Source organism: Micromonospora globosa, from assembly GCF_000717585.1.
Taxonomy (GTDB): Bacteria; Actinomycetota; Actinomycetes; order Mycobacteriales; family Micromonosporaceae; genus Micromonospora; species Micromonospora aurantiaca.
In genome coordinates this window covers 78824-103757 of the sequence record NZ_JNZR01000037.1, presented here as the reverse complement: position 1 = coordinate 103757, position 24934 = coordinate 78824, and the positions used below count along the sequence as shown (strand labels likewise).

Here is a 24934-nt window from a genome sequence, read left to right as displayed (position 1 = left end):
GGGGTGGGGGTGGGGGTGGGGGTGGGGCGTAGGAGGCGGGCGCCCAGCAGCATCAGGAAGGCGGCCAGGAGCATCGCCGCGGCAGCAGTCAGCCACATCGCCGGGTAGCCCGCCGCGCCGGCCAGCGCGCCCAGGCCGAGCGGACCCAGGCAGCCGCCCGCGTACACCCCGGTCTGGGTGATCGAGGTGGCGGCGGCCGGGGCCTGCGGGTGGAGCCGGACCACGGCGAAGTTCATCAGCCCGGGCCAGGCCCAGCCCAGACCGAAGCCGAGCACCACGCCCGCTACCAGCGGCGCCGATCCGGCCACCGCGAGCAGGATGAGGCCGACCGAGCCGGTCAGCAGCATCCCGGCGATCAGCCCGACGTGCCCGCTGGTGCGCCGGTCGGCCAGCCAGCCGACGCCCACCCGGGCGAGCACGCACACCACGCTGCCCAGGGTCAGCGTCAGGCCGGCCAGGCCGGGGGAGAGCCCTCGCGCCGCAGCCGAGTCGACCAGGAACGTGCCGAGGGCGTTCGCCGCGGCTGCCGCGAGCGTCGCGGCCAGCCCGATCACCACGAGCGGGCCGGTGCCGCCGGGACCGCGACCGGAGGCGGTCCGGGCCCGCCGGTCCCGTCCGGCCCGGGGTACGGCCGGCAGCACGGCGAGCGCGGCCACCGCTGCGGCCACGAAGGCCCAGCGCCAGCCGGCGGTGAGCGCGACAGTGGGTACCGCCAGACCGGCCAGCAGCGTAGCGGCCGGTACGGCGGCCTGCTTCACGCCGAACGAGAGGCCCTGCCGGTGGGCGGGTACGTGCTCGGCCAGCGCGGCGTTGCTGGCGAGCTGCCCGAGGGCGTTGGCGGCGGCGCTGAGCGCCAGCAGCGCCACCAGGATCGGGTACGACCGGGCCAGCCCGGCCACTGCGAGCAGCGAGGCGGCGGAGAGCAGGATGGCGGCCCGGGCGACCGGGGCCGAGCCGAAGCGCTCGACCAGGGCGCCGGAGGGCACCGAGGCGAGCGCGCTCACGCCGAAGTAGATCGAGACGGCCAGGCCCAGCCCGGCCGGGCTGAAGCGGAGTTCGTCAGCGAGCTGGACGGCGAGCCCACCGACCAGGAAGACGGGCAGGACGCACACGATCGTGGTGAGGGTGGCGCCCGCGCCGACCGTGACGGCGTGGCGGGACGCCGGAGAGGCGACTCGCGAAACTGTTTCAGTCATCGCGAGCACACCTTACGCCCGGACGTTTTGGCTGCTCATCGTGTCCGTCGACACACGGTCTGTGTCCGGTCTTCTGGCATCCTCCATCCGAACAGGCATTTCGCACTCGGCCGGTTTTTCATATGGTGTAAGTCCCCGGCGGCGGAGGTGGTTGTGCGCGACCCCTTGGCGGAACCTTCGGACCTGATCCGTAGCGTGTCTCGCGCGCTTCGAGTGCTCGAGTCGGTCGGCCGTGCGCCGAGAGGGCTCACCGTGAAGCAGATCGCCCGGCGCTGCGAGCTGACCGTCGCCACCACCTACCACCTGGTGCGCACGCTCGCGTACGAGGGCTACGTGATCCGGCGCGAGGACGGGACGTACATCGTGGGGTTGGAGGTGGCCGACCGCTACCGCGAGCTGGTCACCGCGTTCCGGGGGCCGCCGGCGGTGGGCGAGGCGCTGCGCCGCGCGGCGTCGGACACCGGCTGGAGCCACTACCTCGGCCGTTTCGTCGGCGGGCAGGTGGCGGTGACCGCGTCCGCCGAGGGGCCGCGCTCGCCCTACATGGAGGACCTGGTGCCGGGCTTCGACGAGGGCGCGCACGCCACCGCGCTGGGCAAGAGCCTGCTCGCCACGCTCACCACCGAACAGCGCTTCCGCTACCTGCGCGAGTACGGCATGCGCCCGTTCACCACCGCCACCCTCACCACTGTCGAGGCGTTCGAGGCGGACCTGGCCGCCGGTGACCGGCGCGGCATGCAGCTGGAGCTGGGGCAGTTCCGGCAGGGCGTGGCGTGCGCCGCGGTGCTCGTCAGCCCGGACAAGGACATCGAGCGCCGGGTGGTGCTGGCCTGCGCGCTGCCGGCCGGCGAGATGATGACATCGGCCCGGGTGGTCCGCGCCAAGCTCCTCACCGCCGCGCGCGCCATCGCCGACGGGATCGCCTCCGAGAACTGACTCGCCGCGCGCCGATCCCCGCCGGGACCGCCTCCGAGAACTGACGAGGGGCCGCCGACCTGGTGGGTCGGCGGCCCCTCGCGGGGCGGTCCAGCGCCGGACCGCCCCCGGGGTGGGTCAGCTACCGACCGGGCCGCCGTCGAGGCGCCAGGTGACCACCACGCCGGGCTTGGCGAAGTCGCCGTCCGGCCAGGTGGAGGCGGGGTTCTCCACCGACGCGCCGGAAACCTCGCCGGGGTGCTGCACGGCCACGAAGACCGAACGGTTGTCGCCGGTGATGAACGGGCCGCAGGTCTCCGCGCCGAGCGGCACGGTGAGGAACTGCTTCAGGTGGCCCCGCTCCGGACCCTCGACGGCGGTGGCGAACAGGCCGTCGTTGCTGCCCAGCGCGTTGCCGTCGGTCGAGATCCACAGGTTGCCGGTGGCGTCGAAGGCGACGTTGTCCGGGCAGGAGATCGGGGAGACCTTCGTCTTGTCGTACCCCGCGAAGTAGGTCGAGGCGTCGGCCGGGTCGCCGCAGACGATCGGCAGCGACCAGGCGAAGGTCTCGGCGGTGTTGTCGCCGCGGTCCTCGACCAGCTCCAGGATCTGCCCGTGCTTGTTGCTGTTGCGCGGGTTCGCCTCGTCGGCGGGCGCCTTGCCGGCCTTGCCGCGGTCGCTGTTGTTCGTCAGCGCCACGTAGACCTTGCCGGTGAGCAGGCTCGGCTCGACGTCCTCGGGCCGGTCCATCTTGGTGGCGCCGACCTTGTCCCCGGCCAGCCGGGTGAAGGTGAGCACGTCCGCGGCGGTCATGCCGTCGACGTACGAGCGGTTGCCGCTGACCAGCTTGATCCAGCGGCCCCGGCCGCCGAACCCACCGTCGGCCGGGAGCTTGCCGGAACCGTCGATCTCGGCGGCCGGGCTGTCGCCCTCGATCTTCGCGACGTAGAGCGTGCCCGACTCCAGCAGCGTCAGGTTGTGCCGCCGCGCCACCGAGGACTTCCCCGGCATGAACTTCTTGTCCGAGACGAACTTGTAGAGGTAGTCGAAGCGCTCGTCGTCGCCCATGTACGCGACCACCCGGCCGTTGCGCGCCACGATGACGTTCGCGCCCTCGTGCTTGAACCGGCCCAGCGCGGTGTGCTTGCGCGGCTTGGCCTGCGGGTCGAACGGGTCGATCTCGACGATCCAGCCGAACCGGTTCGCCTCATTGGGGTGCTTGGCCAGGTCGAAGCGCTCGTCCGCCCGCTCCCACTTGCGGCTGCCGCTCGGGTGGCGCACGTCGGTCGGGATGCCGTACCGGGCCAGCTTCGGCTTCTGCTCCTCCGGCGCGCCGTCTCCGCCGACGAAGTACTGGTTGAAGTTCTCCTCGCCGGAGAGCACCGTGCCCCACGGGGTGACGCCACCGGCGCAGTTGTTGAGCGTGCCGATCACCGTCCGGCCCTTCGGGTCGGCGGCGGTACGCAGCCACGCCGAGCCGGCGGCCGGGCCGGTCAGCTCGAACTTCGTCGCCAGCGCCGTGACCCGGCGGTTGTACTCCCGCCGGCCACGCCGTACCGGCTGCCACTGCCCGGTGTTCTCCACCCGCTCCAGCTCCACCACGGACATGCCGTGCGCGGCCATCGCCACCCGCAACTGCTCCACTGTGAGCGCGTCCTGGCTGGTGAAGCCGGGGAACATGAGGTCCTCGTTGGTGTACTCGTGGTTCACCACGAGCAGCGCGCGCCGACGGTCGATCGGGAGCACCCCGACGAAGTCGTTGTTGTAGCCGAACTGCTTGGACTGGGCGGCGGCGGTCTGCCGGCCGAGGCTGAACGCGGGCGCGCCGGGCACGACCTCGTCACCCCAGCGGATCACCACGGAGTGGTCGTACCCGTTGGGGACCACGAGGGTGTCGAGCTTGTTCGGCGGGATCGGCTTGAACGTCAACGCGCCGCTACCAGGGCGGCCCGCGCCGGCGGGCGAGACCTCGCCGCCGCCGGGCACGGGCGGGGCGGCGGGCGCAGCGGCGGCCGGCGCGGCGCCGGCGAGCGCGCCCGCGGCGGCGCCGCCGAAGCCGAGCACCAGCGCGCCGACCGCGCCGGCCCGGACCACGCCGCGCCGGGAGATCTCGGTGTCGACCACGTCGCCGAAGTACGGGTTGTCGGTCGGGTTCGGCACCGGGTGGTCACACGCGTTGCCGCACCGGTACAGACAGGTCATCGCGTCGCGGCTGCCGTGGCGGGTGCCACCCAGCAGCGGAAGCAGGCGAGGCCGGTCGCTCATGAGGTGGAGCCTCCTGATCTCAACGTCGGAAGGCGCGCGGGCGAGACGGCCCGGGCGCTCACCCGCCGGACGCTGCCAGGGCACGGTGAGCGGGGATCGGCCCGGACCTGAACCGGACGTGAACAGCTCCGCGTTGACCTGCGGATGAACCGTTCGGCGTCACGGCACGTATGGAAGGGCGAACGCATCGCCGGTTTCCCCGCCGCCGGAAGCGAGGTACCGCCATCAGCGACCACGACGCCCAACTGCTGCGCGCGCTGCACGACGAGCATGCCGACGCGTTGTACGCGCACGCCCTGCGGCTGGTCAACGGCGATCGGCCCCGGGCCGAGGACCTGGTGCAGGAGACGCTCCTGCGCGCCTGGCGGCACCCCGAGTCGCTGGACCCGCGACGCGGCTCGGTACGCGCCTGGCTGTTCACCACCGCGCGGAACCTGGCGATCGACGCCTGGCGGCGGCGCTCGGCCCGGGTCGGCGAGGTCTACACGGACGAACTGCCCGAGACCGCCGAGACGGTCGACGAGACGGAGCGCGCGGTGGAGGCGTGGACCGTGGCCGAGGCGCTCAACCGGCTCAGCCCGACCCACCGGGAGGTGCTCGTCGAGTGCTTCTACCAGGGACGTTCGGTGGCGGAGGCGGCGGCACGGCTGGGCGTACCGCCGGGGACGGTGAAGTCGCGTACCCACTACGCGCTGCGCTCACTACGGTTGGCGCTGGCCGAGATGGGGGTGACCGGGTGACACGCTGCGAGTTCGCGCACGACGACGGGGCGTACGTGCTCGGCGCGCTCGCCCCGGCGGACCGGGTCGCCTACGAGCGGCACCTGGCCGGGTGCGCCCAGTGCCGGGAGGCGGTGGCGGAGATCGCCGTGCTGCCCGGCCTGCTGGGGCGGCTCGACCCGGCCGGGCTGGAGCAGTTCCTGGAGGTCGGGCCGGAGACGTCGCGGGTGCCCGCGCTGCTCGACGCCGCGCGCGAGCGCAAGCGCCGCGAGCGGTCCCGCTCCCGCCGACGGTACGCGCTGACAGCGCTCGCCGCCGCCGCGCTCGCCGTGCTGGCGGGCGTCGGCGTGGGACTCGTGCAGTCGCCGGCCGAGCCGACGAAGCCGCCGGTGGCGCTGGCCTCGATGCGGCCGGTGGCCGGGACGGTGCCGGTGCACGCCGAGGTGGGGCTGACCGAGACGCCGTGGGGCACCGAGGTCACCATGCACTGCGGGTACGACAGGCGGGCCGGGCACCGGGAGGCGTACACGTTCCGGCTGGTGGCGCACGGCCCGGACGGCGCGACGGAGCAGATCGGCTCGTGGCTCGCCGCCCCCGGTGACGACCTGCGCTTCTCCGGCGTCACCCGCTTCACCAAGGGCGAGCTGGTCCGCCTGGAGCTCCTCCGAGGAACAAACGCCCCCGTCCTGGCCTACGACCTGCGCTGACCCTGCCCGCCCGCTCTCCCCGTTGATCTTGCACTTGTGGCCCTCGGTGCGGGTGGTTCGCCCCTTTCGCCGGGGCGGTAAGTGCAAGATCAGCGGGACGGGGTGGGGGTGGGGGCGGTCGGGGTGCGGGCGGCCTGGCGGGTGCGGTGGGAGTGGCGCAGGGCGTCGGCGGTGAAGACCACCAGGGCGAGCCAGACCAGGGCGAAGCCGGCCAGCCGGGCCGGCGGCATCGGCTCGTGGAAGATCAGCACGCCGCAGCCGAGCTGGAGGATCGGCGCGAGGTACTGCAGCATGCCGACAGTGGACAGCGGCAGCCGGTTCGCCGCCCCGGCGAACAGCAGCAGCGGGATCGCGGTGGCGGTCCCGGCCAGCACCAGCAGCGCGGTGTGCCCGGCCGAGACGTGCCCGAACGTCGAGTCGCCGCGCGCCGACAGCCACCCCAGGTACGCCAGTGCGGGCAGCGCCAGCACCGCTGACTCGACGAACAGCCCTTCCGTGGCGGGCAGCGCGAGCTGCTTCTTGACCAGCCCGTACCCGGCGAAGCTGAACGCCAGGGTGAGCGCCAGCCAGGGCAGGCGGCCGTAGTCGACGGTGAGCACCGCGACCGCGAGCGCACCCACGCCGAGCGCCGCCCACTGGGCGCGGCGCAGCCGTTCCCGCAGCACCAGGACGCCGAACAGCACCGACACCAGCGGGTTGATGAAGTAACCGAGCGCCGTCTCCACCACCCGGTCGGAGTTCACGCCGTAGATGTACGTGCCCCAGTTGACCGCGATCAGCGCGGCGGCGAGCCCGATGCCGGCGAGCGCCCGGGGTCGCCGGGCCAGCTTGCGCAGGAAGCCGGCGTGCCGCGTGGCGGCCAGCAGCAACGCCACGAACGCCACCGACCAGAGGATCCGGTGCGCGAGGATCTCCACCGGCCCGGCCGGGCGCAGCAGCTTCAGGTAGATCGGGAAGAAACCCCAGATCAGGTACGCGCCGACGCCGTACAGGTAGCCGAGCCGGAGCTGGTTCACCGCTCCACCGTAAGTGGTGGATCCTTATCTTGGTCCTTATCGGTGACCGGCGTCACCCGCTGATCCAGCTCCATCCACCGATCCGCTGCGACCGGCTTGAAGCCGATCTTCGCGTAGACCCCGTGCGCGTCGAGCGTGGCCAGCAGGATCCGGCGTACGCCCAGCTCGTTCAGGTGGTCGCGGACCGCGCCGGCCAGCCAGGTGCCCAGCCCGCTACCCCGCTCGGCCGGGTCCACGTACACGTCGCAGAGCCAGGCGAACGTGGCCCCGTCGGTGACCACCCGGGCGACAGCGACCTGCCGTCCGTCACCCGGCCGGTAGACGCCGAAGCCGATCGAGCCGGTGAACGCGCGCGCCACCGTCTCCCGCTCCCGCCCCAGCGCCCAGTACGCGTCGGTGGAGAGCCAGACGTGCACCCGGTCCAGGTCGATCCGATCCGGGTCGGTGCTGATCTCGTAGCCGTCCGCGCGGGTCAGGGTGAACACCCGGCCGAGGCTAGTACCCCCGGCCGGGGCCCTCGCCAGCCAATTCCCTGCTGCTGGCCTGGTGGCCCCGGCCGGCCGCGAAGGCGGCCGGCCGGGGCCGGTGTCAGTCGCGGTCGAGGACGGCGCCGAGGATCCAGGTGACGATGCCGACGAAGAGCGCGCCCAGCACCGCCTCCGGCCAGAACCCGTCCACGTGGAAGGGCAGTCCGGCCTCACCGGCGATCCAGCTGGTGAGCAGGAAGAGCAGGCCGTTCACCACGAGCGCGATCAGGCCGAGGGTCAGCAGGTAGAAGCCGCACCCCACGGTCTTGATGATCGGCTGGAGCACCGCGTTCACCACACCGAAGATGACCGCGACGAGCACCAGCGTGATCACCGTCTCGGTGGCCGAGTCGGAGTCGAGCGAGATGCCCGGGATGAGCAGGGTGGCGAGCCAGAACGCCACCGCCGTCGAACCCACGCGAATCAGAAGACCCTTCAGGAAATCCATGGCCGGGATCGTGCCACGGCCGTACCACCAGGGGAAGGCTCGACCTGGTACGCGGCGGTGCGGCTCGTCAGTGCCGGGCCGGGCGACCGACCAGTTGCGACTCGACAGGTGTGGGCGAGAGCAGCGCCCAGCGCAGGGCCCGCCGGTTGACCACAGCCACCATGTCGTCGCGGATCCGGGTGAGCCACTCGGCGGAACCGCCCAGGCCCAGCGCCGCGCCCGCCAGCGCGGCCTCGTCCGGGTCGAGCGGCTGGAGGATCGCCAGGTCGGCGCGGGCCAGCGCGGGCGTGTCGGCCGAGGTCAGCTCGTCGCGGACCACCAGCACCGACTGCCAGGCGGCTGCCGGTCCGGCCTCCGGTGGCACCGGGCCGGCGTCCACCACCACCAGCAGCGGGTGCAGCGGCGAGCCGGGCGCGCCACCGGCCGGACGGCCCGGCGGGAGCAGCGGTACGCCGCCGCCGACCGTCCCGACACCCCGCACGAACGGCTCCCAGAAGCGGGGGCGGCCGGTCTGCACCACCACGCGCGCGCCGAGCGCCAGCGCCCGCAGCACGAGCAGTTGCGCCGCGGGCACGCCGCCCACGAGCAGCACCCGGGTCGTGGCCGGGCGGAACAGGCGGACGGTGAGTGCGGCGCCGTGCCGGTTCGCGCCCACCATCAGGCCGGCGGTGGCCGAGGGCAGGTCCAGCGCGGGCGGAGGCGACCCGGCCGGGGACGCGGCCCCACCGGTCACCGCCAACGGCAGCGTGGCGGCCAGCCCGGCGAGGTGCTCACCGTCGAGCCGGCGCAACTCGCCGCCGACGTCACCGGCGATCCGGCGCAGCGTGCGTTCCGCCGTCGACAGCCCGGCCGCGCTCCCGGCCGCCACCCGTACCGCCAGCTCGGCCGGGACCGGCGCGGTGCCGGTGCGCGGACCGGCTGTGAGCGCGACTGTGGTGGCGGTCGCGGGCAGTGCGAGCAGGCGGCCCACCAGCCCCCGGGCCGCCTCGCCACGCGGATCCGGCCACCGGCGCAGTCGCCAGGTGGCCTGCGTCAAGCCACCGACAGTGAGCAGCGGCCAGGTCTCCCGTACCGGGGCTCCGGGTTCGTGGTGGGCAAGTTCGGCGATCATCCGCAGCGCCGCGTCGCCGCCCAGCGGCCGGGCGGTGAGCGGGCCGAGCCGGCGGACGAGTCGCCGCAGGGTGCCGGACAGTGCCCGCAACAGGTCCTCGTCCGGCCAGCCGTCTGCGCGCAGCACCTGGACGGCCAGCACCACCCGTGCCCGCGCGGCCACCCGCCCGTCGGTGAGCTGGCGGTACGACGTCCCGGCCGGACCGCCGGCAACCGCGGGCACCGGTGCGGGCGACGACGAGAACACCAGTTGCAGCCGGATCGCGGGGGCGTCCGGACCGGCCGGGGGAAGCAGGTCGAACGGCGTGGGCAGCTCGTGCGCGTGGTCGCCGAGCAGGTCGTCCGGGTCGCCCAGCTCCAGGAGGGCGGTCAGCCCGGCGGCGTCGTGCAGCACGGCCGCCCCGCCGGACGCCTCGGTCGCGCCGACCACCGAGCCCGGCCGGAGCAGCCCCAGCAGCGCCGCCGGATCGGCCGCCGGTGGCAGGGCGCGCCGCCGCGTCACGTACGCGGCAGCGGTGACGAGCCACTCGTGCAGCCAGCGGCCGCGCACCCGGACCCACGCGGCCGGCAGCAGCAGGGCCGCCGACAGCAGCGCGACGGCCGTCGGCACGACACCCCGCCCGGCGGCTGCGACCAGCACTGCCGCCGCGACCTGGGTGGCCACGATCTGGCCGGCGCGCAGTCGAGCGGTCGGACGACTCGTCCACTGTGGCGTGCGGACCGGGACGGACGCGGGCCGCTCGGACGTGCTCGCGGTCACCGCACCTCCTCGCCGGGCCTCCGCGTGACGCTGCCGTGGCTCATCGTAGTGGGCGGGTTGTCCACAGGGGAGCCCGAGGGGGTAGCAGAACCGGAGTCGGGCGGCTACCGTCAGCGACGAAATCGTCGAGTTGCGTGTCCGCCGCCACCGGGCTTCCCCCTCCACCGGCCCCGGACCCCCGCCGACGAGTCCACGGTGGTCACACGGTGGCCAGCCACGACCGAGGAGACGAGGTGACGTCCGGGATGTCCCAGACCCAGGCAGAAGCCGCGGTGATGCAGCAGACCGCCGCGAAGTTCGAGCAGGTCGATCAGTCGCTCCAGACCATGCTCAGCGGCCTGATGGCCGAGCTGGAGGTGTTGCAGCAGGCCTGGCGGGGTGCCGGTGGGCGCTCGTTCGCGCAGGTCAAGCAGCAGTGGGCGCAGGACCAGGCCGCCCTTCAGCGGGCGCTGCGCGAGACCGCGACCGCGATCCGCAGCGCCGGCCGCCACTACGACGTCTCCGACACCGAGGCCGCCGGCCGGGTGGCGGGCACCAACCGCGGCATCCAGCTGCCGCTCTGACAACCGGAAGGATCGAATCCATGGAGCACGGTGTGCTGGTCGTCAACTTCGCCGCCCTGCAACAGGCGGGCGCCGACATCCAACGGGCGCTGTCCACGCTGGAGAGTCAGCTCGGTCAGCTCGAACGCGACGCCGCCCCGCTGGTGGCGAGCTGGAACGGCGAGGCCCGCGAGGCGTACGAGGTGCGGCAGTCCCGGTGGCGGGCCGCCTCGCAGGACCTCCAGGCGATGCTGCGTGACATCAAGCTCGCCGTCGAGGACTCCGCGACCGACTACCTCGACACCGAGAAGCGCAACGCCAACCTGTTCCAGTGAACCGACGCCGCGCGGCCCGGGCAGGTGACCCGGGCCGCGCGGCGTCGCGCGTGGCCGGCGATCAGCTCGGAACTGCCGGGTCCGCCGCCCGCCAGCGCCTGCGTGCGCCGCGCGGCAGCACCAGGGCGAGCGCCGCCACCAGTGCCACCGCCCCGCCCGCGACGGCGGCGGCCAGCAGCGCCCGGTCCCGGGCCGTGTCCCGGCGGGACTGGCGGGCCAGCGCGGCCGGATCGGGCCGCTCGGCGGGAAGCGCCGCCCCCGGCCGGGTGCGGGAATCGGTCGCGCCGGCCGACTCGGTCACCGCCCGGTACGGGTTGAGCACCCCCGCGCCGTAGCCCGCGTCCCGCCCGGGCGCCGGGTCGGCGGCGGCCACGATCAGGCCGGCCACCTCGGCCGCGCTCAGCCGGGGCCGGTACTGGCGCAGCAACGCGGCAGTACCCGCCACGAACGGAGTGGCGTAGCTGGTCCCCTCCGCCCGCTGGTGGCCCGACCTGGGCGCCGCCATCAGCACCTCGCTACCAGGGGCGACCACGTCCACGTACGAGCCGGTCTGGGAGAACGCCGACCGTGTCCCCTCCCGCCCGATCGCGCCGACGCCGAGCACCCCGTCGTACGCCGCCGGGTAGGGCCGGGGATCCCCGTTGTCGTGCAGGTTGCCGGCGGCGGCCACCACCACCACGTCCCGCCGCACCGCGTAGGCGACGGCGGCGCGTACGGCCGGGTCGTCCGCGTACAGCACGACCGAGAGGTTGAGCACGTCGGCGTCGTGGTCCACGGCCCAGCGGATGGCCCGGGCGAACCCGGCCGCGTCGACGGTACGCCCCGACTCCCGCCCGTCGACCACCTGCTGCTCGCTCACCCGTACCGGCAGGATGCGTGCGTCCGGCGCGAGGCCGCGGAACGCGACGCCGGGCTGCGGCGCGGCGGCGATGATGCTCGCCACCCCGGTGCCGTGCCCGGCGCAGTCCCGGGTGCCGTCCCCGCTCCGATCGAGGAAGTCGGCGCCGTCGAGGACGCGACCGGCCAGCTGCGGGTGGGACCGGTCCACTCCCGAGTCGACGACCGCGACCACGACCCCGGCCCCCGTTGCGAGGGGGGTGAGCCGTTCCGGGGCGTACCGCTGCTGCGGCCACGGCTGGTCCGCCACCGGGCGGGCCGGCGCGGGCGGCGAGGCGCAGCCGGCGGGTGCGCGAGCCGTCGCCGGAGCGGCCGGAACCCCGGCGACGAGGAGCGTCGCCAGGGCGGCCACGACGGGGTACGCGACTGGCCGAGACATCGACGACCTCCGTAACGTGTCGGCTCCGGAACGGGATGTTAGCGGCTCACTCACGTCGGGGCCGACCGTCGATGGCCAGAAGTCCTGATCTTGCTGCCACCTTGTAGGTTGTATGCGATGCCTGTGGCCTGTTCGCGGAAGGAGAGGTGGCCGTGACCGGATGGGAGCCGGCCACCGAGGCCGAGGTGGCGATGCGGGACGCGCTGCGCGCGCAGGACCAGCAGCAGTACTTCCGTGCGCTGACCCGCGTCGATCTCTTGCTTCCGGTCGCGAACGGACCGACCGCCGGGTGGGGCACCTGGACCTCCGGGGGCCGCACCCACGTGCTGGCCTTCACCTCCGTCGCCGCGCTGCGTGCGAGCCTGGGGGAGAACGCGGGCCCCACCCGCCGCGTCCCCTACCCGGACCTGGCGGCCGGCTGGCCGAACCCCGAGTGGTGGCTGGCGGTCAACCCCGGGCTGCCGATCGAGGGCTACCTGCCCGCCTGGTACGTGGCTCAGCTCTCCCGGGGCGACGTCCGGCTGCCCGGACGCACGATGGGCGCCCGGGCCCGGCTGGAACGGGTGGAGAACGCCACCCGGGGAGCCCGGAACACGGTGCCCGAGGCCGCGCCCCGCCCGCCCGCCGTTCCCGTCCCGCCGGCCGCCGTCACCCCTGCTCGGGTGCCCCCTGCCGTCGTCCCGCCGGCCGCTGCTCCGCCTCCGGTCGTGCCGCCACCCGCGGTGCCGCCTCCGGCCGTGCCACCCCTTGCTGGTGCTGGTGCTGGTGCGCCGGGCCGGGACGAGCGGCTGATGGAGACCGACGAGCCGGCCACGGTGCCGATGCGGGCCGCCTCGGTCCTGGGACGGCGACTGCCCACCGTGCCGCCGCGCCGCCGAGCGGCGGACAGCGACGTCCCGAGCCGGACCACTTCCGGCGCCGAGGCGGATACGGACGCCCTCGACGGCTGGCTCACCGACCTGCGCCGCCGCCCGGACGAGCCGGACCCCTTCGCCGCCGCCCCGGCTGCACCGGCCGACGAGCCGCCGGCCGCCTCCGCTCCGCCGCCGGCCCGCTCCTTCTTCGAGCCCTCGTCCGGTGGCCGTTCGGCCCGGCGCCCGTCGCCGCTGGACCCGTCGCGCCGGGCCGGCGACCGGGCCACCCCACCGACCCGGTTCGCCGGCGGGCAGCCGTTCCCGCGCCGACGGCCGCTGAACGAGCCGGTACGCGAGGGTCCGACCCACGCGTTCGCGGCGCGGCCGGACGAGCCGCCAGTGCCCCGGCCGGACGAGGCGACGCAGGCGTTCCGGCCGACCCGCCCGCCCGAGGACGCCACCGAGGCGCTGCCCCGCCGTCACGCCGGACCGGCAGACGCCGGAACGGCTGCGGCGACGCACGCCGGACCGGCCGTGGCAGCCCACGCGGGACCGGCCACTGCTGACGGATGGAGGGCCGCGCCGGGCGGCACCGAGGACGAGACCACGCGGTGGGAGACGATCGACGAGCCGGCGGAGGAACTGCCTCCGTCGATCGCCGAACCGGTCTCCGCGCCGCCCGCGCCGCGCCGCGACTTCACACCCATCGTCATCGAGGGCACCGTCATCGAGGCCCGCGACCTGACCGAGCCCGCGCCGCTCTGGTCCGCGCAGCCGGCCGGTCCGGTACGCGCGGAACCGGCCGAGGGCGCGGCCACGCCCTGGGCCGGAACCACCGACCCGACGATGCCGCTCTCCGTGGACCCGCCGGTCGCAGACGACACGGTGAACCTCACCGAGCCGACGCCGGCCCGTACCGGGGCCACCGCCGCGACGGACCGGAGTACGCCACCCGACGAGCCGACCGTGTCGCTCGGGTCGGAGTCCGAGCCCACGACGTCGCTGTTCGAGCCGCCGCCCCCGGCAGGCGAGGCCACCGCGCCGCTGTTCGCGTCGTCGTCGGCGTCGTCGGCCGAGCCGACGGTCTCGTTGTTCGATCGGGTCTCGACCGAGTCGACCGCGCCGCTGGCTGGTCCGGATGGGGCCGAGCCGACGGTCTCGCTGTTCGATCCGGCCCCGACCGAGCAGACCGCCCCGCTGTTCGACGAGGCACCGGCGGAGCCGACCGTGTCGTTGTTCGATCCGGTGCCGTCCGAGTCGACGACGTCGCTGTCGGACCCCGCGCCGGACGACCCCACTGCGCCACTGACCAGCCCGCCGGCCGAGCCGACCGCGTCGCTGTCCGACCCCGTGCCGGCGGAACAGCCGACCGTGTCCCTCTTCGAGCCGGCGACCGGCGACGAACCGGTCACCACGTCGCTGTTCGCGCCCGGTGAGCCGACCGTGGCGCTGTCCACGCAGGCGCCGGACACGGCGGGGCCCGCGGCCTCCGAAACGACTGACGAGCCGCCGTCAGGCGACGAGTCGGCCGCCGAGTTCGTACCGGCGAACGACGTCGAGGAGGACCTGCTGGCCGCCGCGGGCAGCGGCAGCACCGACGGCTTCCTCACCACCCTGCTGTTGGCCCGGGTACTGCTGCCGGTCGCGCCCGACTCGGCCACCGGCAGCCGGCCGGGTGACCCCGGCTTCGTCTGGCACGCCGACCAGGTCGACGGCGGGAGGTGCGTCTCGGTCTACACCTCGCCGGAACGCCTGGCCGAGCACACCGAGGGCCAGATCGAGACGGTACGGGTCAAGTTCGTCCAGCTCATCCGCAGGTGGCCGGACGTGGCGTGGTCGTTCCGGGTCAACCCGGGCAGCCCGGTCGGCGCGACGTACCCGGGGGAGCAGGTCCTCGCGCTCGCCAACTGGGCGGCCGAGGTGGGCCTCGGCGACGACCCGGAGCCGGCCGCCGCGCCGCAGCCGGCGGAGCGGCAGCGTCCGGAGGCGCCCACGACCACTGCGGACCGGCCGGTGACCATGCAGAAGGCGATCGCGGCGAGCCAGCTCGCGTACTACCTGGAGCGTGGCTACGACCGGGTCTCCGGATTCGTGCACCGGGCCGGGGAACTGGCACACCTGCGTACCCCGGCGGAGCTGTACCGCGCGCTCGGCCTCGGCCACCCCGGTTCGCCGTTCTCCCCGGACGACGACGAGATCTACCTGCTGCGCTGGCCCGCCTACCGGCCGAGCCTCTACCGGATCCCGTACGGCGGCCCGAACGAGGCGGCGATGCGGGCGATGGAGGGCTGGGTGATCGAGCGGTCCCCGTTCCGCGGCAACGGCTTCGCGCCGGGGGAGAGCAGCGACGTGATCGCCGAGTTCAAGGTGGACAGCGCCCGGCTCCCGCACGGCGCCGAGCTGTGGCGGGTCGGCGCGGACGGTGACAGCAGGCTGGTCGCGGTCCTGGACACCGACGAACTGCTGTGGCGGAAGGCGGGCGAGGCGTGAGCCGCGACGGCTACGTGGCCCGCTGGCGGGGGCGGGAGTACCAGGCCAGCCCCGACGGCGACGACATCCGTCTGTACCAGCCCGGCCCGGACGAGGGATTCACCGAGGTGCGCCCCGGCCGGTACGTCCGGGTGGTGCCGGCCGCCGAGGTCGACGATCTGGCGTACGTGCGGACCACCTGCACCTGGCAGGGCCAGCCGTTCATCGTGCTGGCCGAGCACGAGGGCTGGCTGCGGCTGGAGTACACCGGCGGGCGCTGGCCGGTGGCCGAGGCGATGGGGCTGGAGGCGTTCGACTTCGGCGTCTACCAGGGCTGGGCGCCGGCGGCCGAGGTGGCCGACCTGGGCGAGCAGCGGGTCTGAGTCAGGACTTCGCCCAGCGCAGGATCTCGCCGAGCACCACGTCCCGGGCCTCCACGTGCGGGAAGTGGCCCACGTCGTCGAGCAGCCGCCACTCGTACGGGGCGGTGACGTAGCGGCCGGAGCCCTGGGCGGTACGGGGGAGCGAGGCCCGGTCGAGCGCGCCGTGCAGTTGCAGGGTCGGCGTGACCAGCGGCTTCTGCATCAGCTTCACGAAGCGGTAGCCGTGCAGCCGCAGCACGGAGCGGAACGCCCAGCGGTAGCCCTCCATCGCGCAGAACGCGGCCTGCGGGATCTGCATCGCCACCCGGCAGCAGTGGGCGTAGTCGGCGAAGTCCGGGCCGGACACCCAGCGCGGGCCACCCCACCGGCGCAGGATCTCCTCCACCTCGGCGGCGCCGTCCCGGGCCAGTACGTGCTCGTAGCGGGGGAGCTGGAACTTCAGCGTCGCGGTGGCCGAGGTGAACTGGCCGCGCGGGTCGGCGAAGATGGCCGCCCGCAGCCGCAGCGGATGCGGCGCGCCGAGCACCACGAGCCGCCGGACCAGGGTCGGGTGGAAGGAGGCGGCGGTCCAGCCGATGAGCCCGCCCGCGCCGGTGCCGACCACGGTGGCCGACCGCTCACCGAGTGCCCGGATCAGGCCGGCGACGTCGGCGGCGAGCGTGTAGCCGTCGTACCCCCGGGGTGGCTTGTCGCTCGCACCGTAACCGCGCAGGTCGACAGCGACCGCGCGGAAGCCCGCGTCGGCGACCGCGGGCAGCATCTCGCGCCAGGCGTACCAGTATTCGGGGAAGCCGTGCAGGAAGAGCACCATCGGGCCGGTGCCCGCCTCGACGACGTGGAACCGGCTGCCGTTGGCGCCGACGAACCGGTGCGTCCACGGCCCTTCGGGCAGGACGCAGGACTCGTCGACGGGTCCGCCGCGCTGGTCGGTCATGGGGCACAGCCTAGGGCCGCCGGTCACCCACCGGCCCCGCAGGTGACCAGGATCAGGGATTTCTCCGGGCGGTCACCCGGAACCGCATACCCGGCCGCCCGCCGGGTGCGTGAGGGCGCCGATACCGCCTGTCACTCCTCGATGATCCGCATCGGGATGCCGGGTCCGCAGTCGACGGAGCGGTCCCGCGCGGTGAGCCGCAGCGTGACCAGGTCGCCCTTGCGCAGCTCGCCGGCGTTCGGGCCGTACACCGCGTACTCCGTGCCGTTCTCGTCCATCAGCCCGTAGCACGGCCCGGGACCGCCCCGGGTGATCCAGCCGGCGACGACGCCCGTGGGCCGGTTGTCAGTCGGTCTCTTCGGCGGGCCGGCGGGCCGGCGCAGCGTCGGCAGGTCGGTGGCGGACAGCGGCGTGGGGCGGCCGGCGGGCGAGGCGGGGCCGCTCGCGGCCGGCTGGTGGTCGTCGGACACGGATCCTCCGTCTCGGCCGCGCCGGCGATCAGCGCCATCGCGGAGCGGCCGGCAGCGTGGTGCGGGTGTCGAACGGATGGGACGCGGGTGGGGTACGCCGGGTTCCCCGGAAAGGGCGATGCCCGGGCGGGTGAACCGCCCGGGCATCGCGTGGTGCGTCGATCAGTGGATCAGGAGAAGCGGACCTTCACCGAGGTGCCGTTCTGCTCCAGAACCTTGATCTTGGTGCCGGTGGCCGGGAGCTTGACGCCGTGGTTCGGCAGCTCCGGGTACCAGTACTGCTTGGTGTCGTCGAACAGCGGCTGCGCCGCCTGGCCGCGGATGTACTGCGGCTGGCTGTTGAGGTGCAGCGTGAACGAGTCGGCCTTCTTCAGGCTGAACGGCGCGTCGTAGACCTGGACGCGGGCCCGCCAGGGCTGCCCGGTCAGGTTGTAGATCGGCCGCGGGTGCGCGTCGATGATCATGTTCCGACCCTCACCCGGGTGCGCGAACGTGTCGTTGTCCGCGAACCGGAGGTTCCAGTAGGAGATCAGCAGACCCTCCTGGTACGCGTAGTGGTCCACGTAGTCCGGGCGGGTGTTCGCGTAGCCGAAGAAGTACGGGCCGGTCTTGAGGTACTTGTCGTACGAGACGTACGACCGGTTGCCGGCGATGTAGTAGTTGTCGAACTTACGGGTGTAGGTCTCCTCGACGATGCTGAAGCCGCTGAGGGTCCAGCCGTTCGCGCCGGCCTCGGCGCCGTCGGTGAGCACCGTCTGGCCGTCGGCGGTCACGGTGATCGCGTCACCGTAGAAGCCGCCCTCGGAGACACCGCCGTCCGTCTGGTAGCGGAGCCGGAACTGCACGACGTTGCCGGCGACCGCGTCCATCGGGATGTTGACGTCGACCCACTGGTCGTTGCTGGAGCCGTCCAGGGCGTAGCGCCCGGGGGAGATCTCCTTCAGCGGGGTGCCGTTGGCCGTACCGGCCAGCGAGGTCCAGGTCTGGCCACCGTCGGTGGACGCCTCGAAGAACAGGTAGTCGTAGTCCGCCTCGATGCTGTAACGACCCTTCATCGACAGCGCGGCGCTGGTCTTCCCGGTGAGGTCGACAGTGCGCGTCATCGTGTTGTTCAGGTCGTCGTCGTTGCCCGAGAAGAACTGCTTCGTACCCTCGAACGGCTTGCCGTTCTGGAACGTGTACTCCCGCTGCGGCAGCACCACCACGGCGGCCTGGGCCTTGTTGGAGTTGTACTCCTGCGGGCCCAGCTCCAGGGTGCGCTTCTGCCCGGCCACGACGACCTCGTAGTCGAGCCAGCCGAGCTGGAGCTTGTTCCAGGCGCCGAGGTCGCCACCGCGCTCGCCGATGCCGCCGTCGTTCTTGGCGCCGAGCCGGCTCTGGGCCATCAGGGTCCAGTGCTCGTTGTTGTTGTCCCCACCGCTGACCACGTTGTAGTCGTCCGGCAGACCGAGGTCGTGGCCGTACTCGTGGTAGAAGACGCTCCGGCCACCGTTCTCCGGCTGGATGGTGTAGTCACCGATCCAGACGCCGGTGTTGCCGATCTGGGTGCCGCCGGCCGGGAAGTTCTCCGGGCCGGTGTTGCCCTGGTCGCTGGCGAAGGCGTACCACCGGTGGCTCCAGATGGCGTCCTCACCCTGGTACGGGTCACCGTCGGCCTGGTCGCCGCCGGCGTGGACGATCTGGAAGTGGTCGATGTAGCCGTCCGGCTCGTTGAAGTTGCCGTCGCCGTCGAAGTCGTACCGGTCCCACTCGTCCATCGCCTTGACGTCCGCGGCGATCTCCGCGTCGGAGCGGCCCTGCGCCTTCTGGTCGGCGACCCACTGGTTGGCGGCGTCGCGGACCAGCGCCCAGGTGTTGGTGCAGACGTTCGAGGCGCACGGGTAGCCGTCGGAACGGCCGTAGCGGGCCTCGTTGTACCGCACCCTCACCCAGTTGGTGACCTCGCCGTCGACGCTGTACCGACCCGAGGACTGGGCCTCGTAGTACTGCTTCACCGACTCGTCACCGGGGGCGGTGCCGAAGTACAGCTTCCGGAAGTGGTCGGCGCTGTAGTCGGCCTGCCACACGGTGGAGTTGTCCACCGCCCGGTTGGGCTCCGGGATCTGGTTGACGCGCGGACCGTCGAACCGGGACGGGCCCGGGGTGTCCGGGTCGGTGTCCTGGTCCGGGTAGTTCGGGTGCCGCTCGTCGCCGAACTCCGCGAGGATGACGAAGATCTTGTCGGTCCGCTCGCGGGAGAGTTCGACGTACTGGTCCTTGGTCGGACCCTTGCCGGCCTTGGTGCTCTTGGCGGACCTGCCCGCCGCGGCACCTTCGGCAGCCCGCTCGCCGACCTTGACGACCGTGCTGCCGTTGATCTTCTGGGCCTTCGCCCTGCCGGACAGGACCTCGCTGAGGCCCTCCTGGCGCAGCGCGCGCCGCTTCTCCTCGAGCGGGTTGGGCAGGTCGTGCTCAGCCTGCGCAGGCTCGGCCACCGACGGGGCGGCGGCCGGCAACTTCGGCGTCGGCGCGGCGCTGGCGGACGTGCCTGCCACCAGTCCCGTCGCGGTCAGCGAAAGCCCGAGCAGACCCACTGCGACTTTGCGCACGTGGTACCTCCGGTGTGAGGGAACCGGCCCAACTGGGGGTACGGGCCGGTGGAACGTCCCACTAGTGGGACCAAGGGTGAACATAGACACTGCTGCGACTGGTGGGAAGATGTGTGCGTCGATTTGTAGCAACTTTTTGTTGGGGATGCTTTTCACCGTCACACGCCGGCCTGTCACCGAGCCGTTGACCAGCAGCGATGCCTGGATCATGGATTGCAGTGACAGTCATGGATTAAGCGCTAACGCGGAAGGGTCGGGAGCGCTCGCGCTCCCGACCCTTCCCCCATCGAGCCTGTTCAGCTCATTTTTCGGTCATTCCGGTTCCGGTTTGAACGTACGGTTCAGCTCCGCGGCGGAACCACGTACACAGTGGCGTACGAGTTGTCCTTGGCGGCCCGCTTGATGATGATCGAGACGCCGTACTGGACGCCCGCGTCACCCGGGTTGCCGGTGCCGAGCACGATCGCCCCGCCACCCAGCGTCGAACCGTAGTAGTCCGTCGCCGGGGTGCCGTCCGGGTTCACCACCCGGGTCGTGTACTGCTGGTTGCCCCGCGACGGGACGACCACCGAGGCGTCGTTGTCCCGCGCGTACGCGGCGCCGTCACGGATCTCGATGCCCGGGTACCAGCCCTTGGCGTCGGTGAAGCCGCGCACCGGAGCCTGCGGGCCGAACTTCGTGCAGTACTCGCTGTACGGCTCGTCTGCCGCCTCCAGGCACTCCTTGAACGGGTACGTCGGCTTCAGGCCGAACGCGGCGTTGGAGGACTGCGGCCGGCTGGGCAGGTTCTTCAGCACCGACGGGTCCTTCTCGGCCGCGACGCCCTTGCGGCGCAACGGGTCGTTGTGCGAGTCGACGATCAGCAGACCGCCCTTGGCGCCGTAGCTGGGCAGCGCGGTCATCTGCGCGGTGACGTGGTTGACGTCGCCGAGCTGGGTGTCCCGGTACCAGACCAGCATGCCCGGCGCGTTGTACGCGATCCGGTCGACCTTCCACGCCTCGTGCGAGTAGACGGTGTCGTAGGTGTACTTCAGGCCCTTGTCGAAGCCGTCGAAGTTACGCCACTCGGCCAGGTAGTAGTGCGACTTCACCTGGGTGCCCGAGTCGATGTACCAACCCGCGCCGCTGGTGTCGGTGAAGGTGCCGCCGGTCTGGGTCCAGCCCGCCGCGCCGCTCTCCACGTCGTCGCTCCAGGTGGTGGCGCCGCCGCCGGTCACCGAGAAGTCGTCGGCGAACCAGCCGCGCTCCACGAACGCCTCGTCGGTGGCGTAGCGCAGCCGCACCTGCACGGTCTGCCCGGCGTACGACGACAGGTCGACGTAGTCGTGCCGCCAGCCGTTCGTGCTGCCGGTCAGGCCGTACTTCTTGTTGCCGAAGTCGACCATGCGGCCGTTCGGGTCGGCGTAGCCGTCGTTGGTGGAGACCAGCGCGCCGCCCTCGGCGTACACCTTCTGCTCGCTCCAGGTGGCGCCACCGTCGGTGGAGACCTCGACGAAGCCGAAGTCCCAGTCCGCCTCGATGACGTAGTTGTTCCACATCCAGAACTTCGCATCAGCGGCGTTCGGGACGGTCACCGTGCGGCTGAGCTTGACGTCGGCCCAGTTCTGGTCGGCACCGGAGTACCACATGTTCGAGCCGCTGTGCGGCGTGGCCAGCGAGATCACCTTGTCCGGCAGGTCGATCTTGATGCCGTCCTCGGTGCCGACCGGCGTACGCGACGTCTGCCCGAGCTTGACCAGCTTGGACCGGTCACCCGGCCCGAACGTCTTCGGCTCGGCCCAGCCGAGCACCCACTTGTCCCAGAGGCCCATGTGGGTGGGCAGCGCCTGGAAGATCTCGCCGGAGTGCGAGCCGGACGCCATCAGGTCCCAGAAGTCCACGTCGGAGTCGGCGTTGCCGGAGGTGTCGTAGAGGTCCGGCAGGCCCAGGTCGTGCCCGAACTCGTGGGCGAAGACGCCGACGCCGGCGTCCTCCGGCTGCACGATGTAGTTCGACACCTTCAGGTTGGTGCCCGGAATCGTGTAGCCACCGGTCACGGTCGACGAGTGCGCCCAGACCGAGTAGATGCCGACGTCGCCGCCGCCGCGGGACTTGCCCTGGTTGGCGTGCACCAGCACGAGGTGGTCGATCACGCCGTCCGGCTCGTGGTAGTTGCCGTCGCCGTCGCGGTCGCTCTGGTCCTCGATGTCGTAGTCGGCCCAGGGGAAGTTCGGGTCGGCCGCGGCCAGCGCGTCGATCGCGTCGGTGGCGAGCCGGCCGGCGCCCTGCGGGTTGTCCGGGTGGCCGTTCATCGACTGCTCACGCCCGGCGACCCAGTTGCCGTTCTCGTCCTGGAAGCAGCGCGAGGCGGCGTACCAGCCCTCCGAGTGCGGCACCGTGATCCACGGGCTGGCCTGCCCGTCCACGGTGTACGCGCCCTTGGACATCTCCAGGTACATGTTGTGCATGGTCCGCCCGGCGAGGCTGATGCCCGGCTTGCCGTCCGGCCCCTTCAGGTCCTTGCGGACCCGCTCGGTGATGCCCTTCTTGCTGTACAGCATCTTGTCGTAGTGGGCCGGAGAGAAGTCCGGCACCCACATCGAGTTGTTGTCCTTGTGCGGCAGCGTGGCCGGGTTCGGGATCGTGTTGTGCCGCGGCCCGTTCTGCACGGTGCCGGGAACGCAGGTGCGGTCCTCGAACACCGTCTTCGGGACCATCACGTCGGTGAAGTCGTCGTTGGCCTTGTCGTTGAACTCGACGAGCAGCGTCAGCAGCTTGGCGGTCTGCGTGCTCTTGGCCTTCTTGATCTTCCGAGGGCTGTGGCCGGTCCGGATGGACTTGGCCTCCAGCTTGGCCAGCTCGCGGGCCGCGATCGGGTTGCCCCCGGCGTACTTGCGGTCGTAGGCGCGGGCCTCGTCCGCCGGCGAGGAGAAGACGCCGTCGCGGCCCTTGACCTCCTTGCCGCCGGTGTCCGGCTGGACCTCGGGCTCGGCGTAGTTGATGTAGTGCTCGTCCGCCCCGATCGTGACCGGTGCGGAGCGGGCCGGCTGGGCCGCCGCGCTGCCCGTCACGGTCAGCGACGTGGCCGCGAGCGCGATGGCGGGCAGTGCGACGAGTAAGCGTCGCCGTGCCCTGTGCTGCGACATGGGGAGCATGCCACTCCGTTCGTAGGGAATGGTGGGGACCGGCCGTCTCAGTGACGCTCGTCGAAATCCGCCGGTTGGCTGAACGTAACCGACGACGAGCGACATCGACAGAGTTGATCAGGCCCTCTGGCCGATCAGGTCAGTCCCGGATCCCCCGATCGACCGGCGCGGATCCCGGATGCGACGAGGGGGCGGACCGTCCGGCGGCCCGCCCCCTCGTCGTCGGTCGACGTCAGTCCTCGTCGGACTTCCCGCCGCTCATCCCCGACGAGATCAATTCCATGACCGAGGAGTCCTGGAGCGTGGTCACGTCGCCGAGCGACCGGTTCTCCGCCACGTCCCGCAGCAGCCGACGCATGATCTTGCCGGAGCGGGTCTTCGGCAGCTCCGGGACCAGCATGATCTGCCGCGGCTTGGCGATCGGGCCGAGCGTCTTCGCCACGTGGTTGCGCAGCTCGGCGATGAGCTGTTCGCCCGCGTCACCGGAGATCTCCGCGCTGCCGCGCGGGATGGCGAACGCGACGATCGCCTGGCCGGTGGTCGGGTCGGTCGCGCCCACCACCGCCGCCTCCGCCACCGACGGGTGGCTGACCAGCGCCGACTCCACCTCCGTGGTGGAGATGTTGTGGCCGGACACCAGCATCACGTCGTCCACCCGGCCGAGCAGCCAGATGTGCCCGTCGTCGTCCTTCTTCGCGCCGTCACCGGCGAAGTAGACCCACTCGTCCCCGGTGTTCGCACCGGCGCCGAACCGGGACCAGTACGTCTCCAGGAACCGGTTGTCGTCGCCCCAGATCGTCCGCAGCATCGACGGCCACGGCTCCTTCAGTACGAGGTATCCGCCGCCGCCGTTCGGCACCGACTGGCCCTGGTCGTCGACCACGTCGGCGACGATGCCGGGCAGCGGGCTCATCGCCGAGCCGGGCTTCGCCTCGGTCACGCCGGGCAGCGGCGAGATCATGATGGCGCCGGTCTCGGTCTGCCACCAGGTGTCCACCACCGGCAGCTCGCCGCGGCCGACGTGCTGCCGGTACCAGATCCACGCCTCCGGGTTGATCGGCTCACCGACGCTGCCGAGCAGGCGCAGCGACGACAGGTCGTACCCGGCCGGGATGTCCTCGCCCCACTTCATCATGGTGCGGATCAGCGTCGGCGCGGTGTACAGGATGGTCACCTTGTACTTGTCGACGACCTCCCAGAACCGGCCCTTGTGCGGGGTGTCCGGCGTGCCCTCGTACATGACCTGGGTGGCGCCGTTGGAGAGCGGGCCGTACACGATGTAGGAGTGCCCGGTCACCCAGCCGATGTCGGCCGTGCACCAGTAGACGTCCGTCTCCGGCTTCAGGTCGAACACCGCGTGCGTGGTGTACGACGTCTGGGTCAGGTAGCCGCCGGTGGTGTGCAGGATGCCCTTCGGGCGGGCGGTCGTGCCGCTGGTGTAGAGGATGAACAGCGGGTGCTCGGCGTCGAACGCCTGCGCCTCGTGCTCCGGCGACGCCGTCTCCACCGTCTCGTGCCACCAGTGGTCCTTCGCCGACCAGGCGACCTCCTCACCGGTACGCCGGACCACCAGCACGTGCTCCACCGACGGGCAGTTCGCCACCGCCTCGTCCACCGTCGGCTTGAGCGCCGACGGCTTGCCCCGGCGGAAGCCGCCGTCCGCGGTGATCACCACCTTGGCGCTGGCGTCCTGGATCCGGTTGGTGAGCGCGTCGGCGGAGAAGCCGCCGAACACCACGCTGTGCGTGGCGCCGATCCGGGCGCAGGCGAGCATCGCCACCGCCGCCTCCGGGATCATCGGCAGGTAGATCGCCACCCGGTCACCGGCGGTCACGCCCAGCTCGGTCAGCGCGTTCGCCGCCTGACAGGTGAGCTTGTGCAGGTCGGCGTAGGTGACGGTACGGGTGTCGCCCGGCTCGCCCTCCCAGTGGATCGCCACCTTGTCGCCGAGGCCCGCCTCGACGTGCCGGTCCAGGCAGTTGTACGCCACGTTGAGCCTGCCCCCGGTGAACCACTTCGCGAACGGGGCGTTCGACCAGTCGAGCACCTGCTCCCACGGCTGGGCCCAGGCCAGCCGGCCGGCCTGGCGCTCCCAGAAGGCCAGCCGGTCCCCGGTCGCCTCCTCGTACGCCTCGGCGGTCACGTTGGCGTTCGCGGCGAGTTCAGCCGGCGGCGGGAACTGGCGCGTCTCGTTCAGCAAGTTGGCCAATGCCTCGCTCATGCGGTGACTCCTTCGTCGCGTGACCTGCGTCTCCTACTCCGGGGAAGGTTAGTCCCGCCGTACCCCGCTCGCGA

Annotated in this window: 19 protein-coding genes; 7 read left to right on the top strand and 12 right to left on the bottom strand. The window is 72.6% G+C overall.

Going from position 1 to position 24934, the window contains the following annotated elements; genetic code table 11:
• The coding region (locus IF06_RS0127645; RefSeq protein WP_030274512.1) for an MFS transporter at positions 1-1196 on the bottom strand (1196 nt) is incomplete at its 3' end.
• Positions 1197-1349: 153 nt separating this feature from the next.
• On the opposite strand from IF06_RS0127645, the gene IF06_RS0127640 reads away from it, so the two are divergent.
• Entirely contained in the window at positions 1350-2132 is a 783-nt protein-coding gene (locus tag IF06_RS0127640) for an IclR family transcriptional regulator (RefSeq protein WP_013283617.1), read from the top strand.
• A gap of 117 nt (positions 2133-2249) precedes the next feature.
• On the opposite strand, the gene IF06_RS0127635 is transcribed toward IF06_RS0127640, so the two are convergent.
• Positions 2250-4376 (bottom strand): PhoX family protein, encoded by a 2127-nt coding sequence (locus IF06_RS0127635; protein WP_030274510.1) that lies wholly within the window; start codon positions 4374-4376, stop codon positions 2250-2252.
• Between the two features lie 170 nt (positions 4377-4546).
• Between IF06_RS0127635 and IF06_RS0127630 the strand changes: the two genes are divergently transcribed.
• Together IF06_RS0127630 and IF06_RS0127625 are read left to right on the top strand one after the other, a co-directional pair.
• Positions 4547-5116 carry a sigma-70 family RNA polymerase sigma factor gene (locus IF06_RS0127630; protein WP_013283619.1) on the top strand — a complete coding sequence of 190 codons (570 nt, stop codon included), beginning with the start codon at positions 4547-4549 and terminating at the stop codon, positions 5114-5116.
• Positions 5113-5802, top strand: a complete 690-nt coding sequence (locus IF06_RS0127625) for an anti-sigma factor family protein (RefSeq protein WP_013283620.1) — start codon at positions 5113-5115, stop codon at positions 5800-5802. Before IF06_RS0127630 ends, IF06_RS0127625 begins: the two co-directional genes overlap by 4 nt.
• A gap of 89 nt (positions 5803-5891) precedes the next feature.
• On the opposite strand, the gene rarD is transcribed toward IF06_RS0127625, so the two are convergent.
• The 4 genes from rarD to eccE form a co-directional block, all read right to left on the bottom strand.
• The gene (gene rarD / locus IF06_RS0127620) at positions 5892-6818 is read right to left on the bottom strand and encodes an EamA family transporter RarD (protein WP_030274506.1); all 927 of its coding nucleotides are present in this window, start codon (positions 6816-6818) and stop codon (positions 5892-5894) included.
• Positions 6815-7303: a GNAT family N-acetyltransferase gene (locus IF06_RS0127615; RefSeq protein ID WP_013283622.1), complete on the bottom strand. Its 489-nt coding sequence runs from the start codon at positions 7301-7303 to the stop codon at positions 6815-6817. Before IF06_RS0127615 ends, rarD begins: the two co-directional genes overlap by 4 nt.
• A gap of 103 nt (positions 7304-7406) precedes the next feature.
• Positions 7407-7793, bottom strand: coding sequence for a phage holin family protein (locus IF06_RS0127610; protein WP_013283623.1), 387 nt, complete (start codon positions 7791-7793; stop codon positions 7407-7409).
• Between the two features lie 67 nt (positions 7794-7860).
• On the bottom strand, positions 7861-9663 hold the full coding sequence (gene eccE / locus IF06_RS0127605) for a type VII secretion protein EccE (protein WP_030274504.1): 1803 nt from the start codon (positions 9661-9663) through the stop codon (positions 7861-7863).
• A gap of 245 nt (positions 9664-9908) precedes the next feature.
• On the opposite strand from eccE, the gene IF06_RS0127600 reads away from it, so the two are divergent.
• Together IF06_RS0127600 and IF06_RS0127595 are read left to right on the top strand one after the other, a co-directional pair.
• Positions 9909-10226 (top strand): WXG100 family type VII secretion target, encoded by a 318-nt coding sequence (locus tag IF06_RS0127600; protein ID WP_018787788.1) that lies wholly within the window; start codon positions 9909-9911, stop codon positions 10224-10226.
• A gap of 20 nt (positions 10227-10246) precedes the next feature.
• Positions 10247-10540 (top strand): WXG100 family type VII secretion target, encoded by a 294-nt coding sequence (locus IF06_RS0127595; protein WP_013473567.1) that lies wholly within the window; start codon positions 10247-10249, stop codon positions 10538-10540.
• Between the two features lie 61 nt (positions 10541-10601).
• Here the strand turns inward: IF06_RS0127595 and mycP are convergent, their stop codons facing one another.
• On the bottom strand, positions 10602-11816 hold the full coding sequence (gene mycP, locus IF06_RS0127590; protein ID WP_030274502.1) for a type VII secretion-associated serine protease mycosin: 1215 nt from the start codon (positions 11814-11816) through the stop codon (positions 10602-10604).
• A gap of 152 nt (positions 11817-11968) precedes the next feature.
• On the opposite strand from mycP, the gene IF06_RS0127585 reads away from it, so the two are divergent.
• Both IF06_RS0127585 and IF06_RS0127580 read left to right on the top strand, forming a co-directional pair.
• Positions 11969-15160 (top strand): SseB family protein, encoded by a 3192-nt coding sequence (locus tag IF06_RS0127585; RefSeq protein WP_030274500.1) that lies wholly within the window; start codon positions 11969-11971, stop codon positions 15158-15160.
• Entirely contained in the window at positions 15157-15522 is a 366-nt protein-coding gene (locus tag IF06_RS0127580) for a hypothetical protein (protein ID WP_013283629.1), read from the top strand. Before IF06_RS0127585 ends, IF06_RS0127580 begins: the two co-directional genes overlap by 4 nt.
• 1 nt (position 15523) lies before the next feature.
• On the opposite strand, the gene IF06_RS0127575 is transcribed toward IF06_RS0127580, so the two are convergent.
• The 5 genes from IF06_RS0127575 to acs all read right to left on the bottom strand — a co-directional run bounded on the left by IF06_RS0127575 (position 15524) and on the right by acs (position 24860).
• Entirely contained in the window at positions 15524-16456 is a 933-nt protein-coding gene (locus IF06_RS0127575; RefSeq protein WP_013283630.1) for an alpha/beta fold hydrolase, read from the bottom strand.
• A gap of 131 nt (positions 16457-16587) precedes the next feature.
• A complete protein-coding gene (locus IF06_RS0127570; RefSeq protein ID WP_013283631.1) occupies positions 16588-16926 on the bottom strand; it encodes a hypothetical protein in 339 nt (112 codons plus the stop codon).
• Between the two features lie 170 nt (positions 16927-17096).
• Positions 17097-19499 (bottom strand): immune inhibitor A domain-containing protein, encoded by a 2403-nt coding sequence (locus tag IF06_RS0127565; protein WP_030274498.1) that lies wholly within the window; start codon positions 19497-19499, stop codon positions 17097-17099.
• Positions 19500-19855: 356 nt separating this feature from the next.
• A complete protein-coding gene (locus tag IF06_RS0127560; protein WP_225319751.1) occupies positions 19856-22639 on the bottom strand; it encodes an immune inhibitor A domain-containing protein in 2784 nt (927 codons plus the stop codon).
• Positions 22640-22871: 232 nt separating this feature from the next.
• Complete coding sequence (gene acs, locus IF06_RS0127555) at positions 22872-24860, bottom strand: acetate--CoA ligase (protein ID WP_030274493.1); 1989 nt, start codon at positions 24858-24860, stop codon at positions 22872-22874.
• Positions 24861-24934: the final 74 nt, after the last annotated feature.

Bases quoted from the DNA above. Each gene is read 5' to 3' on its own strand.
- IF06_RS0127610 (WP_013283623.1), bottom strand. From the start codon at position 7,793: ATGGATTTCCTGAAGGGTCTTCTGATTCGCGTGGGTTCGACGGCGGTG.
- IF06_RS0127630 (WP_013283619.1), top strand. From the start codon at position 4,547: ATGGAAGGGCGAACGCATCGCCGGTTTCCCCGCCGCCGGAAGCGAGGT.
- acs (WP_030274493.1), bottom strand. From the start codon at position 24,860: ATGAGCGAGGCATTGGCCAACTTGCTGAACGAGACGCGCCAGTTCCCG.
- mycP (WP_030274502.1), bottom strand. From the start codon at position 11,816: ATGTCTCGGCCAGTCGCGTACCCCGTCGTGGCCGCCCTGGCGACGCTC.
- IF06_RS0127595 (WP_013473567.1), top strand. From the start codon at position 10,247: ATGGAGCACGGTGTGCTGGTCGTCAACTTCGCCGCCCTGCAACAGGCG.
- IF06_RS0127635 (WP_030274510.1), bottom strand. From the start codon at position 4,376: ATGAGCGACCGGCCTCGCCTGCTTCCGCTGCTGGGTGGCACCCGCCAC.
- IF06_RS0127560 (WP_225319751.1), bottom strand. From the start codon at position 22,639: ATGTCGCAGCACAGGGCACGGCGACGCTTACTCGTCGCACTGCCCGCC.
- IF06_RS0127600 (WP_018787788.1), top strand. From the start codon at position 9,909: ATGTCCCAGACCCAGGCAGAAGCCGCGGTGATGCAGCAGACCGCCGCG.
- IF06_RS0127575 (WP_013283630.1), bottom strand. From the start codon at position 16,456: ATGACCGACCAGCGCGGCGGACCCGTCGACGAGTCCTGCGTCCTGCCC.